At 43.3% G+C, this 13,409-nt stretch carries 13 protein-coding genes and 5 tRNA genes; 11 read left to right on the forward strand and 7 right to left on the reverse strand.

Translation table 11 applies throughout. The features are described from left to right. Positions 1–23 precede the first annotated feature (23 nt). The 7 genes from kdsA to hemA form a co-directional block, all read right to left on the reverse strand. Positions 24–875 (reverse strand): 3-deoxy-8-phosphooctulonate synthase, encoded by an 852-nt coding sequence (gene kdsA / locus L1286_RS23085; protein ID WP_235409393.1) that lies wholly within the window; start codon positions 873–875, stop codon positions 24–26. A gap of 455 nt (positions 876–1,330) precedes the next feature. Further along, positions 1,331–2,134 carry a tetratricopeptide repeat protein gene (locus L1286_RS23090; RefSeq protein ID WP_235409394.1) on the reverse strand — a complete coding sequence of 268 codons (804 nt, stop codon included), beginning with the start codon at positions 2,132–2,134 and terminating at the stop codon, positions 1,331–1,333. A gap of 140 nt (positions 2,135–2,274) precedes the next feature. Then, on the reverse strand, positions 2,275–2,649 hold the full coding sequence (locus L1286_RS23095; RefSeq protein WP_235409395.1) for a SirB2 family protein: 375 nt from the start codon (positions 2,647–2,649) through the stop codon (positions 2,275–2,277). Between the two features lie 7 nt (positions 2,650–2,656). Further along, positions 2,657–4,204: a DUF3369 domain-containing protein gene (locus tag L1286_RS23100; protein WP_235409396.1), complete on the reverse strand. Its 1,548-nt coding sequence runs from the start codon at positions 4,202–4,204 to the stop codon at positions 2,657–2,659. A gap of 64 nt (positions 4,205–4,268) precedes the next feature. Then, positions 4,269–5,114 (reverse strand): peptide chain release factor N(5)-glutamine methyltransferase, encoded by an 846-nt coding sequence (prmC, locus tag L1286_RS23105; protein ID WP_235409397.1) that lies wholly within the window; start codon positions 5,112–5,114, stop codon positions 4,269–4,271. Between the two features lies 1 nt (position 5,115). After that, on the reverse strand, positions 5,116–6,201 hold the full coding sequence (gene prfA, locus L1286_RS23110) for a peptide chain release factor 1 (RefSeq protein ID WP_235409398.1): 1,086 nt from the start codon (positions 6,199–6,201) through the stop codon (positions 5,116–5,118). Positions 6,202–6,208: 7 nt separating this feature from the next. Further along, complete coding sequence (gene hemA / locus L1286_RS23115) at positions 6,209–7,465, reverse strand: glutamyl-tRNA reductase (protein WP_235409399.1); 1,257 nt, start codon at positions 7,463–7,465, stop codon at positions 6,209–6,211. A gap of 83 nt (positions 7,466–7,548) precedes the next feature. Here hemA and lolB point away from each other — a divergent pair, with 83 nt between their 5' ends. The 11 genes from lolB (at position 7,549) to L1286_RS23170 (ending at position 13,397) form a co-directional block, all read left to right on the forward strand. Continuing rightward, on the forward strand, positions 7,549–8,139 hold the full coding sequence (lolB, locus tag L1286_RS23120; RefSeq protein ID WP_235409400.1) for a lipoprotein insertase outer membrane protein LolB: 591 nt from the start codon (positions 7,549–7,551) through the stop codon (positions 8,137–8,139). After that, a complete protein-coding gene (gene ispE, locus L1286_RS23125) occupies positions 8,136–8,990 on the forward strand; it encodes a 4-(cytidine 5'-diphospho)-2-C-methyl-D-erythritol kinase (RefSeq protein WP_235409401.1) in 855 nt (284 codons plus the stop codon). The genes lolB and ispE overlap by 4 nt, the downstream gene beginning before the upstream one ends. An 85-nt stretch (positions 8,991–9,075) precedes the next feature. Further along, positions 9,076–10,023, forward strand: a complete 948-nt coding sequence (locus L1286_RS23130; RefSeq protein ID WP_063358080.1) for a ribose-phosphate pyrophosphokinase — start codon at positions 9,076–9,078, stop codon at positions 10,021–10,023. 202 nt (positions 10,024–10,225) lie between these two features. Then, entirely contained in the window at positions 10,226–10,834 is a 609-nt protein-coding gene (locus L1286_RS23135) for a 50S ribosomal protein L25/general stress protein Ctc (protein WP_023397325.1), read from the forward strand. 19 nt (positions 10,835–10,853) lie between these two features. Further along, a complete protein-coding gene (gene pth / locus L1286_RS23140) occupies positions 10,854–11,438 on the forward strand; it encodes an aminoacyl-tRNA hydrolase (RefSeq protein WP_039608387.1) in 585 nt (194 codons plus the stop codon). A 46-nt stretch (positions 11,439–11,484) separates the two neighbouring features. Further along, positions 11,485–12,576, forward strand: a complete 1,092-nt coding sequence (gene ychF, locus L1286_RS23145) for a redox-regulated ATPase YchF (RefSeq protein ID WP_039608386.1) — start codon at positions 11,485–11,487, stop codon at positions 12,574–12,576. A 318-nt stretch (positions 12,577–12,894) separates the two neighbouring features. Then, positions 12,895–12,971, forward strand: a tRNA-Met gene (locus L1286_RS23150). 47 nt (positions 12,972–13,018) lie between these two features. Beyond that, positions 13,019–13,103 (forward strand) — tRNA-Leu (locus L1286_RS23155). 33 nt (positions 13,104–13,136) lie between these two features. Next, positions 13,137–13,211 (forward strand) — tRNA-Gln (locus tag L1286_RS23160). Between the two features lie 2 nt (positions 13,212–13,213). Beyond that, positions 13,214–13,290 (forward strand) — tRNA-Met (locus tag L1286_RS23165). A gap of 22 nt (positions 13,291–13,312) precedes the next feature. Beyond that, positions 13,313–13,397, forward strand: a tRNA-Leu gene (locus L1286_RS23170). Positions 13,398–13,409 lie beyond the last annotated feature (12 nt).

Raw genomic sequence — 13,409 nt, forward strand, 5'->3', positions numbered from 1 at the left:
CGCAGCCGAAGCTGCGCAGGACTTTATAGGCTTGCGCTTGTATCTAGCGGTTCAAAGCTCTTTACCAACTCATCCACTGCTTTCATTTGCGATAAATACCCTTCTAACTTTGCCAGTGGCAGTGCGCACGGGCCATCGCACTTAGCGATATTTGGATCTGGGTGCGCTTCAATAAACAAACCCGCCAACCCAAGTGCCATCCCACTGCGTGCCAATTCTGCGGCTTGTGCTCTTCGGCCATCGGCCGAATCAGCACGTCCACCAGGTCGCTGCAACGCATGTGTCGCATCAAATATCACGGGAGCCATGTGCTTCATATCGTCCATACCCAGCATATCCACAACCAGATTGTTGTAGCCAAAACTACTGCCTCGTTCACACAGAATAACTTTTTCGTTCCCTGCTTCATTGATTTTCTTAATAATATGACGCATTTCATGAGGTGCTAAAAACTGTGGCTTTTTAACATTGATCACTGCATCGGTTTTTGCCATTGCCACAACGAGATCAGTTTGACGAGCAAGGAAGGCAGGTAGCTGGATCACGTCAACAACGTCAGCTACAGGCGCAGCTTGATAAGGTTCATGAACATCTGTAATGATAGGAACATTAAAGGTATTTTTAATCTCTTCGAATATTTTTAGGCCTTCGTCTAGACCAGGGCCACGATATGAGTTGATAGAAGAGCGATTTGCTTTATCAAAAGATGCTTTGAATACATATGGGATTTTCAACTTCGAAGTCACTTCGACATAGTGCTCTGCAATTTGCATCGCTAAATCACGCGACTCTAATACATTCATACCACCAAACAGTACAAATGGTTTATCGTTAGCAACTTCTGTTGTGCCAACTTTTATTATTTGTGTATTCATATTCAATTCCAAATTTAACTACATATGATGCGTCGCTTTTCGTATCACGCAGCATACTTGTGTGCTTTCAGCAGAGCTGAGACTTTGTGGTAAAAGCCTATCCATGACACATTTGTCCCCTGCCAATACTTGAATCTTTAATTATATCTTAAACTTGTGGTAATAAACGGGTGGGATACTAAGCATACAATCAAGTTTTAATAAACGCACAATACTCGACAATTAATTGACTGCTAATGAAGTCTAAGTTTCACCAGTAAACGCACACTGAACGTCATTTGTGGAGACATTTTCATTACGTCATAGCCACATTCGACACACGTATTCCCGCCGTAAAGCAATTACCAACCTTTAGAGAATATAATGTAACAACGACTTTGACTACTCACTGTTAGTCGATATATGGACATAAAATTTGACTTTATGCACATACATTTAGATGTGCCCTAATCGAATCAATGCAAAATATTATTGTGGTCCGCTAATTCTTCGATTTGGCTTTGAATGATGTCAATTGTCGGATCATCAGGGCATTCGTCAACAAAGTACTGTAAATCATCTTTAGCCATCTTTGGACAGTTAAGCTGATTCAATAAATAGCCGCGATCCCGTCTTTCGTATGGATCATCACCCAATAATTCCATCAGCAATTCAACACAACTTAATGCATGGCTGAATTTCTCGGCGGCAATAAAAGACCATTTTTGTTGTGCTAGATAGAGTTTAAATGCCTCATCGCCAACAACGATTTCCATGGGCTCTTGATCCTTTTCAGCATCGTTTTCAGGAGAAATATACCAAGATTGCTGACCTGAACTCGGGTCTATGATGTAACCTTCTTCACTACTTAGTGCAATATGTACCATCACTTCGCTTTGCATCAACGCAATTGTTGCATTAAACCCAGCTCGCTCAAGTAAATGTGTTAGTATCAAGGCTAACGCTGTGCTCGTGCCGCTGCGCATTTTCAGCACATAGCCGATATTATTAAGTAAATACTCAGGGACTTTTTGTCCAGTACCGCTAAATAGCCAAGTCGTATAAAAGGTATCTAACAGTAAGTCCACGCGCTTATGTAGATCTTTTTCCTTTACGCGCATATCATCAATCGTTAATTCGAACTCAGCTAACAAACACAGAGTTTGCTCGATATCAGCCTGTGCATCCCAACGCTGCTCAGCATAGATGCTTCTTAGTAACGCTGGAACCGAATAATTCATGCCTAACTCTTGTTGTTCATTAAACCCGGTATGTGTCATAGACTGTACTGCTAACCCACGTGTAAATAATAAGGACGTAGTGTAACACTTTTTATTCCATTCCCAAGTGCTATTTTCGGAGGGCGCTGTGCGAGCGAGGAACAAATGTCACACAGCGAGTCGATTAAATCAAGGTAAGGTTATAAAATAAACGCGTTTTTGGTGCCTGCAAGGTAACCTATCGCTGCAATGATGACTGTTGCACCAAGGAGTGCGCCAACCTGCTTTGCTTTTTGTGTTGATTTCGCAATCACAAACCCTAAGCCGATATAGCCAACGACTAAAACAATCTTTTCCATCAACCAAGGTTGAGATGACGGTGTTAATCCAGCCATTACAGCAAGGTATACTGCGGATACAAGTAGCACTGTGTCGGTGCCATGACTGGCGATAAAAACCGCTTTTTTACTCGCTATTTTGCCCGAAACTAGGCGTGAAATAGAGCGGGTGTAAAACAACGCAACGCTAAGCACTGCAAACGCCATGTGAGTATGTTTTAGAGCAATATAATCCATTTATGCCTCATAATTTATCCGGGAAGCGTGTCAAAATCGCTTCCAAATCGTCAATGATGTTATTAAACACCGAGACCAGTTTCGGGTCAAAGTGTTTACTACTTTGGTTGTTAATTTCTTCTACTACTTCAGGCAAGTCCCACGCTTCTTTGTAGCAGCGACGGTGCCGTAATGCATCATATACATCGGCCAAGGCAACAATGCGACCAAAAATATGAATTTCTTCGCCTTTGGCGCCTTTTGGATACCCACTACCATCCCACTTTTCATGGTGATCTCGAGCAATCAACGCCCCTGCATTAACGATTTCTCGTCGCGAGTCTCGCAACAACTGATACCCTTTTTTCGCATGAGTCTGCATCACTTGCCACTCATCGTCATTTAGCTTCGCAGGTTTGTTTAAGATAGCATCCGGAATACCAACCTTACCTACATCATGAAGCGGTGAAGCGATCCGCACTAGATCAGCTTCTCTATTACTCAAACCATACCCAACAGCAAGCGCATGACAAATGTGCGCAACGCGTTTAACATGATTGCCAGAATCCGTAGAGCGCATTTCTAATGCTTCACTGAGGCGATAAACCAGCTCTTGTTGCGTATCTTCTATTTCGGCTTGCAGCTGCACATTTTCATAAGCAAGCTGTACATTTTGAGAGAAAATTTCAATCAAATGTTTTTGCGTATCCGTGAGAAATTCAGGGATCCCCGAAACAAACAACATAGACGCATGGTTATACTCACTTGAGCAGTACGAGAATAGATAGTTATCTTTATAAACAATACTCTTTTCATTCAATGCTTTTTTACAAGCCTGATACTGTTCTTCGTTAAGCACATCTTCTATCGGCTTACCTTCACACTTCTCAAACTCACCACGCCCCGTAAAGACGATTAACGCTTCTCCGTTGGAGTCCGGCTCATTACTTGCAACCAATGACGTGGCATACATTGCTTCATCAACCGTTCCCAGCAATGACGTAAGCTGTTGCATCACACCTTCAATAAATTGTTCTATTGAGTGTGTCGCAAAAATATCGCGTGATGCTGTAATGATTTTTTCTAGCCCTTGGCGAGATTGGTCGATAGAAAGTATGTCACGGTATGAACGTAAACTAGACATTACGACGGTAAATAGCTTTTGCGCTGTCAGTTCTGTTTTTGATTTGTAGTCATTAATGTCGTAGTTAACGATGACTTGACGCTCTGGGGCCTGGCCTGGTTGGCCGGTACGTAGAATGATGCGGATATTATTATTTTTAGCCGTTTCCCTGATGTACTGGGCAACTTTTAGACCTGCATCATCGGTCTCCATAACCACATCCAGTAACACAATGGCTGCATCTGGGTGTTCTAACACCACTTTTTTGGCTTCTTCACCCGAGTAGGCACTTAAAAACTCGAGTTTTTTCTTTTGAAATTCAAAGTCGCTCAGAGCAAGCTTGGTGACGGCGTGCACTTCAGGCTCATCGTCGACTATAATTACTTTCCAACTGCCACTTTGCTCGGTTTCAGTGACATCGGTCGGCTCATCTGAAAACAAAAAATCATCCATATAGAGTCCTTAACGCTTGTTTCGACGCTCGCTAATTATCAAAAATACTACTGCATTCTATGCATCATTGTAACTTTTGTGCCAAAGTCACTCTATCACAGCCTGCCATATCTTTTATTGTAAGTATATTGCCATACCCCATTTGTGCAAAAATCTCTTTCACACCTTCAGCTTGCTCAAACCCATGTTCCACCATGAGATAGCCACCCAAAGTAAGATATTCCAATGCATGCTTTGCAATATGACGGATATCCGCATAGCCATTGTCGGGCGCCACAAGTGCTGAAAGCGGTTCAAATCGAACATCACCTTGCGACAAATGTATATCGTCTTCTTCAATATACGGTGGATTACTGACTATCAGATCAAAAGCCTGAGTAGGTACATTTGAAAACCAATCACTTTGCACAATAGTCGTATTGGTCATCCCCAAACGTTGTTGGTTTTTCTTCGCCAAAGTGACAGCATCCTCTGAGAAGTCTACACCCCAAAGCTGCCAACTCGGCATTTCTGACGCAAGTGACAACACGATGGCGCCCGTGCCGGTTCCCAAGTCAAGGACTTTCGCATTCGACGGAATGTCTAACGCTAGCGCTTTTTCTACAAGCGTTTCAGTATCTGGACGTGGGATCAAGGTACTGCTATTTACATAAAACGGTAAGCTCCAAAACTCACGCTCACCGGTTAAATGCGCAACGGGGATGCCTATACAACGTTGATCGATCAGGTGTTTGAATTGCTGATACAGAGGCGCTGGTAATTGGGCTTCAGGCCAAGTAAACAAGTAACTGCGAGGTTTGTCTAAAATATGCAATAACAGCACTTCAGCATCAAGCTTCGGAGAATCAGAGAAAGGGTTTAGACGTTGTGTTGCCCAAGCGATTGCTTGGGCATTTGACAAGCTGGTCACGTTAATCGTCGCCCATTGCCGCCAGAAGATCTGCTTGATGCTCAAGCAGCAGCGGATCGATAATCGCCCCTAGTTCACCACTCACCACTTCATTCAACCTGTATAATGTTAAATTGATACGGTGATCAGTAATACGACCTTGAGGGTAATTATAAGTACGAATGCGCTCAGAACGGTCACCACTGCCTACCAAATTACGACGTTCGCTTGCTTCAGCCGCTTGACGCTTTTCATCTTCAGCTTGCTGTAGTCGCGCACCAAGCACTGAAAGTGCTTTTGCGCGGTTTTTATGCTGTGAACGCTCGTCTTGACACTCAACGACGACCCCTGTTGGGATATGCGTAATACGAATCGCAGAATCTGTTTTGTTAACGTGCTGCCCCCCCGCACCGGAGGCTCTGAAGGTATCGACTTTAAGATCGGCAGGATTGATCTCAATCGCATCCGCTTCAGGGATTTCAGCCATAACCGCCACAGTACAGGCTGAAGTATGTACACGCCCCTGAGATTCGGTCTCAGGCACACGTTGTACACGGTGCGCACCTGATTCAAATTTCAGTTTGCCGTAAACACCATCCCCTTTGATATTGGCAATCACTTCTTTGTAACCGCCGTGTTCACCTTCATTGGCACTGACAACTTCAACCTGCCACTTTTGTGTTTCAGCATAGCGGCTGTACATACGGAATAAATCCCCCGCAAAAATTGCCGCTTCGTCACCACCAGTACCTGCGCGAACCTCAAGGTAAACGTTATTATCGTCTTTCGGATCCTTAGGTAACATAAGCACTTGTAACTGATCTTCAAGCTCTGAGATTGCAGTTTTGGCTTCTTTGTACTCTTCTTGAGCCATTTCGCGCATATCTGGATCTGAGTCTTTAAGCATTTCTTCTGCTGTAGCAACGTCTTCTTGTGCTTGCTGATAAGCCGTAAACGTTTTTACGACATCTTCTAATTCCGAATACTCTTTTGAAAGTGCACGAAAACGGTTCTGATCGCCAATCACTTCTGGATCACCCAGCATCGCCTCTACTTCTTCATGACGCTCAACTAAGCTTTCTAACTTACGATAGACAGACTCTTTCATCTAAATTTTATTCCTGTTCAATACCTAACGCCTGCTTAAGCAGTACCAATCGCTCCGTGTCCCCTTCCTTTGCCGCCTTTTGAATGGCATGTGTGGGCGCATGAGTGAGTCGATTAGTTAGCTTATTTGCTAGCTCAAGCAAGACTTTTTCTGAATCTTTACCCGATTGTAGCTGATTTACAGCCTTTTCCACGAGCTCTATTTTTATTTCTTGTGCAGAGGTTCTGTATTGACGAATCACATCCACTGACTTGAGTGATCGCTGCCAGTCGGCAAACGCTCGGGTTTTATCATCAATAATATCCTGTGCTTGCTTAGCCGCTTGCTCGCGACTCGCAATATTTTCGTTAACGATGGTTTGCAAATCATCAACAGTATATAAGTAGGCAGCGTCAAGCTCATTGACTTGGCTTTCGATGTCTCTGGGCACGGCAATATCGACAAACAACATAGGGCGGTATTTACGCCTTTTTAGCGCTTGCTCAACAACCCCCTTACCTATAATCGGTAAAGTACTGGCCGTGGAGCTGATCACTATATCAGCATGGTGCAGTTCATCCGGTAACTGCGCCAATGAAATCACATCCCCATCAATTTCTTGGGCCAAGTTTTTTGCACGTTCAATTGTCCGGTTGGCAACGGTGATATGCTGTGGATGATGTTGAGATAAATGTTTGGCCACAAGCTCTATGGTCTCACCTGCACCAATGAGTAACACTTTCGTTTTGTCGAGCTTGCCATAAATGTGCTTGGCTAAATTAACCGCGGCATACGCTACAGAGACCGCACTCGCACCAATGTCTGTTTCTGTTCGAACTTGCTTCGCCACAGAAAAGGTTTTTTGAAATAACCGCTCGAACATTGGCTGAATCACATGATGGACTTTAGCACTGTTGTAAGCTTGCTTTATCTGACCTAGGATCTGCGGTTCGCCTAGCACCAATGAATCTAGGCCGCACGCAACCCGCATTAAGTGATTAACCGCATCTTGATTTTGATGAATATACACATTCTCAGCCAGTTCTTGCTCTTCAATGTGATGAAATTCAGCCAACCAGCTGAGTAGTGCTTGGGAATTATCTTGGTCAAGGCTACAATAGATTTCGGTACGGTTACAGGTGGACACAATCACAGATTCGTGAAACTCTGATAGCTTATTTAGCTGCTCCAAAGCTCTAGACAATTGCTCTGGTGAAAATGCGACTTTTTCACGTAATTCAACTGAAGCTGTTTTGTGATTAATACCTAGTGCGATGATGGTCATAAATGCCAGTGTTGCCCGAGCCCTGCTTTAAAGCGGCTAATTTTACCAAAAATCAACCGAATATGGAAAGTAAGGAACCCCATTTGAAACAAATTCATTTGATTTTGCTCATGTTTTTTTTATTTCTTGGTGGATGTGCGCAATCTCCTAAGGGACCAATTAAGGGACAAGCAACCCTAAATACCCTAAATCAGTTCGACTTGTGGCAAGCGCGCGGTAAAATTGCCTTTATATCTGATGATGATCGCCAATCTGTTAATTTTAATTGGCAATTGCAAAACAACAAGCAAGCATTAACGCTAACCAGTTTTATTGGCACACAAGTATTGAAAATGACCGAATTCGCACATCACAGCGAAATCGTTGTAGACGGAAAGCCGTACACAGGTCCTGAAAGCGGCCCTTTAATAGAGCGAATAAGCGGTTGGCAACTACCGATAAAACAGGCTCCAAATTGGTTTACAGCAACACGCTTAAGCAATGATTATGAGTTAGATACACTAGGCAATATAAAAAGCGCGCGCTGGCAAGATGAGCAAGGCAAGGTGTGGACGATCCAATATCAGCGCTATCGCAACTTTAATGGCATGACTTTACCAGCCCGATTAACCTTGTCTCATCAAAGTATCTTGATAAAAGTTCAAATCAACGCATGGCAATTTGACAAACAATGACGAAATTAATTCTCACAGCTCCAGCTAAATTAAACCTGTTTCTTCACATAAATGGACGAAGAGAGGATGGTTATCACGAATTGGAAAGCCTATTTACCTTGTTAGATTTTGGTGATGAGCTGGCTTTCGATCTGATAGACACCGATGACATAAAAATTACCGGTGACGTGGAAGGTATTCCCAAACACGAGAACCTTATTTACAAGGCAGCGTCCGCATTATTTCCATATCGAAATGTCAAAAAAGGGGTAATTGTACATTTAACGAAACACTTACCTATGGGCGGGGGCGTTGGTGGTGGTTCATCAGATGCAGCAACCACTTTGCTTGCACTTAATACATTGTGGAATTGTCAATTATCCTTAGCTGAACTCGCCCATATCGGTTTACAACTCGGTGCCGATGTCCCCGTATTTATTAATGGGAAAACAGCTTTAGCTCAGGGAGTTGGAGAAGAATTAAGCACTTTTGAACAAGCCCATAAATGGTACCTTGTTATCGCACCCGGCGTGCATGTCAGCACCGCAAAAATATTCACAGATCCCGCTTTACCACGCAATACACCCAAACTAAAATCACCATGGAGTATGACTGAAACACGTAATGACTGTGAAGAGTTAGTTAAAAAGCTTTACCCCGAGGTTGAAAAGACCCTGACGTGGTTGCTAAAATATGCGCCGTCAAGAATGACTGGAACAGGAAGTTGCTGCTTTGCCAGATTTGATGACGAGCAAACAGCACAGCGTGTACTCCAAGATATACCAGCTTCTTGGCAAGGCTTTGTAGCAAAAAGTGCAAGTGAATCGATTACTCACAAGCAACTCGCTACGTGGCTAAACAAAGAGAAGTAAATTAGTTTAAGTTAGCCTGTATTGACTGTGCTATTTAAAGTCTTTGCATGTTAGTCCAAAAATTCAGTGCCTGAGGAACCCTACCGTGCCCGACATGAAGCTCTTCGCTGGTAACGCAACACCCGAGTTAGCTCAAAAAGTTGCAAAACGTTTATTTATCGAGTTAGGTGATGCCGTTGTAGGCCGTTTTAGTGACGGTGAGATCAGCGTTCAAATCAATGAAAATGTACGTGGTTCAGACGTCTTTATTATTCAATCAACTTGTGCCCCAACAAACGATAATCTTATGGAGCTTATCGTTATGGTTGATGCACTACGTCGTGCTTCTGCTGGCCGTATCACGGCAGTGATCCCATATTTTGGTTATGCACGTCAAGACCGCCGCGTTCGTTCAGCACGTGTGCCAATCACTGCGAAAGTGGTAGCAGACTTCCTATCAAGTGTTGGTGTTGACCGCGTTTTAACTGTGGATCTGCATGCAGAACAAATTCAAGGTTTCTTCGATGTCCCAGTAGACAACGTATTTGGTAGCCCAGTGCTTATCGAAGACATGAAAGAGCGTGATTTCGACGATGTTGTTGTTGTATCACCAGACATCGGTGGCGTTGTACGTGCCCGCGCTATTGCCAAGCTTCTTGATGACAAAGATCTTGCGATCATCGACAAACGTCGTCCACAAGCGAACGTTTCTCAAGTCATGCACATCATTGGTGACGTAGAAGGTCGTGATTGTATCATCGTTGACGACATGATCGACACCGGTGGTACGCTATGTAAAGCAGCCGCAGCACTTAAAGAGCACGGCGCTAAGCGTGTATTTGCGTATGCTACACACCCTGTACTTTCTGGCAATGCAGCAGAGAACCTACGTAACTCTGTCATTGACGAAGTCATCGTGACTGACTCCATTCCATTGTCAGACGAACTACGCGCACTTGATAAGGTTAAAGTTCTAACCTTAGCTGACATGATGGCTGAAACAATCCGTCGTATCAGTAACGAAGAATCTATTTCGGCAATGTTTGAACACTAATTCATTGCATGAATAAATAAAAAAGCACCAATCGGTGCTTTTTTATTGCCCTAATGGTTTTAATCTAACCATGATAATGCTATATTAGCGCGCCTTTTTTACCTACTGGGTAGACAAAAATTGTCAACTTGATAGGTATACGCCAGAAAATTTGGTCGCGAGTTTTCTGACATTATTAACTTTATATATTTTGGAGACAGTTATGTCACAATACGTTTTAGACGCTGAAGTACGCGTAGAATTAGGTACTGGTGCGAGCCGCCGCCTACGTCGCGCTGAGAAAGTTCCTGCAATCCTTTATGGTGCAGGCAAAGAAGTTGTTTCTCTTACTCTAGATCACAACAAAGTGATCCACATGCAAGAAGACGAAGGTTTCTACACGCACATCCTTACGCTAAACATTGGCGGTGAGTCTGTTGAAGCTATCGTTAAAGACATCCAGCGTCACCCGTACAAGCCTAAGATCACTCACTTAGACTTCCAGCGTGTTGATGCTTCTCAGAAGATCCACACTAAAGTACCAGTACACTTCATCAACGAAGAAGCTGCTACTAAAGGCGGTAACACTGTTGCTCACCACGTAACAGAGATCGAAATCACATGTCTACCAGCTCAACTTCCTGAGTTCGTAGAAGTTGATGTTGCTGCGCTAGAAGTAGGTGCAACTGTACACCTTTCTGACGTTGCTTTACCTGCAGGTGTTGTTTCAGTAGAACTAGCTAAAGGTGCGGACCACGACCAAGCTGTTGTTACTTTAAACGCTCCTAAAGGCGCTGCTTCTGAAGAAGAAGCTGAAGAAGCAGCTGAGTAATTTTTAAGGTGTTAACACCTTGAATAATATTCAAATGCTTGTGGGCCTGGCTAATCCAGGCCCCGAATATGCAAACACTCGTCACAATGCCGGTGCGTGGTTCATAGAAGAACTGGCAAAACGCTACAATTGCATTCTCAAACCTGACTCTAAGTATCATGGCCTTACGGGCAAAGTACTTATCAATAATCAAGAATTCAAATTGCTTATTCCCACCACTTATATGAATTTAAGTGGCAAAGCGGTCTCAAGCCTTGCAAACTTTTTTAAAATTCCAGCCGAAAACATTCTCGTTGCACATGATGAAATGGATATGGACCCTGGTATCGCCAAAATTAAAAAAGGCGGCGGTCATGGTGGACATAATGGCTTGAAAGACATTATCTCTAAGCTTGGCAATAACAAAGAATTTATGCGCTTGCGAATAGGCATTGGTCACCCAGGCCACCGAGACAAAGTCACGGGCTGGGTATTAGGTAAAGCACCGAAAGCCGACCAAGAAAAAATTGATGCAGTCGTTGATGAAGCGGTTCGTTGCATGGAAATTTTAGCGAAAGACGGTGTGTTAAAAGCACAAAACAGACTACATTCATTTAAGCCGTAAAATATTTTTATACGGCAACAATTTGATTAACTGAAGGTTCAAAATTATGGGTTTTAAATGTGGCATTGTGGGTTTACCAAACGTTGGTAAATCAACCCTATTTAATGCATTAACTAAAGCGGGGATCGAAGCCGCAAACTTTCCGTTTTGTACAATCGAACCAAACACAGGCGTTGTTGCCGTTCCGGATCCTCGTCTAGACCAATTGGCTGCGATTGTTAATCCACAAAAGACCATCGCAACAACGATGGAATTTGTTGATATTGCAGGCCTGGTAAAAGGCGCTTCAAAAGGTGAAGGTCTTGGTAACCAGTTCTTAGCAAACATTCGCGAAACAGATGCCATTGGCCATGTTGTTCGCTGCTTTGAAGATGAAAATATCGTGCACGTCTCGGGTCAAGTTAACCCAGCTGATGATATTGACGTTATCAATACGGAACTTGTTTTATCAGATATGGAAGCGGCAGATCGCGCAGCACAACGTAATGCTAAAAAAGCAAAAGGCGGCGATAAAGAAGCTAAATTCCAAAACGACGTACTAGAAAAAGTTAAAGCGCACCTTGATGAAGGCCTTACATTACGTTCTTTAGAGCTAACTAAGGAAGAGCTTGCTGCTATCAAACCGCTTAACTTCTTGACGATAAAACCGACAATGTATATCGCCAACGTCACAGAAGATGGTTTTGAAAATAACCCATTCTTAGACAAGGTACGTGAAATTGCTGCAGCTGAAGACGCCGTTGTGATCCCTGTATGTGCGGCGATTGAATCTGAACTGTCTGAACTTGAAGAAGAAGACAAGCTTGAATTCATGGCAGATCTTGGCCTTGAAGAGCCAGGTCTTAACCTAGTAATTCGTGGCGGTTACGAACTTCTTAAATTACAAACCTACTTTACTGCAGGTGTTAAAGAAGTGCGTGCTTGGACTATTCCAGTTGGTGCCACTGCACCACAAGCTGCTGGTAAAATTCACACTGATTTTGAGCGTGGTTTTATTCGTGCACAAACCATTGGTTTTGATGATTATATTGAATACCAAGGTGAAAGCGGTGCAAAAGACGCAGGTAAAATGCGTCAAGAAGGTAAAGATTACATCGTAAAAGATGGTGACGTGATGAACTTCTTGTTCAACGTTTAATTACCTCTCTTATAAATGACAAAAAAAGCCCCTACTTTGGGCTTTTTTTGTTTCAGCTAATCTCCCTTACCTATTGAAAAACTCCCCTGTCGCACTTTTTACTTTAAAAGGTACAAAGTACTTCTATATTTTTTTACCCTGATTGTTATCGATATTTGTACTTTCCTATTTGTTTTGGTATAAAAACAGGCCGTTTCGCTTAATTTATCTGCAAACAATCTGTGATAAGAAATTTTTTCAAAAAAAGGTGTTGACGGCATGGGGGCATATACGCATAATACGCCCCGCACCAGCGATGGTGATGAAAGAAAAAGAGATGGCTATGTAGCTCAGCTGGTTAGAGCACATCACTCATAATGATGGGGTCCCCTGTTCAAATCAGGGCATAGCCACCATGCTTTTTCAAGTTGATTAGCAACTTTAAAACTAACTACCCTAAAGTGCGGAAGTGGCGGAATTGGTAGACGCGCTGGATTTAGGTTCCAGTATCTTCGGATGTGAGAGTTCAAGTCTCTCTTTCCGCACCAAGTTCTCGATAAGAACTAAAATAATCGTTTCGTTGGAGTATCGCCAAGCGGTAAGGCAGCGGGTTTTGATCCCGCCATTCCCAGGTTCAAATCCTGGTACTCCAGCCAATGGCTATGTAGCTCAGCTGGTTAGAGCACATCACTCATAATGATGGGGTCCCCTGTTCAAATCAGGGCATAGCCACCATTTTCTTAAAAAGAAAATAAATGCGGAAGTGGCGGAATTGGTAGACGCGCTGGATTTAGGTTCCAGTATCTTCGGATGTGAGAGTTCAAGTCTCTCCTTCCGCACCATGTTCTCGATAA

The organism is Pseudoalteromonas sp. SMS1, assembly GCF_021530565.1.
GTDB lineage: Bacteria > Pseudomonadota > Gammaproteobacteria > Enterobacterales > Alteromonadaceae > Pseudoalteromonas.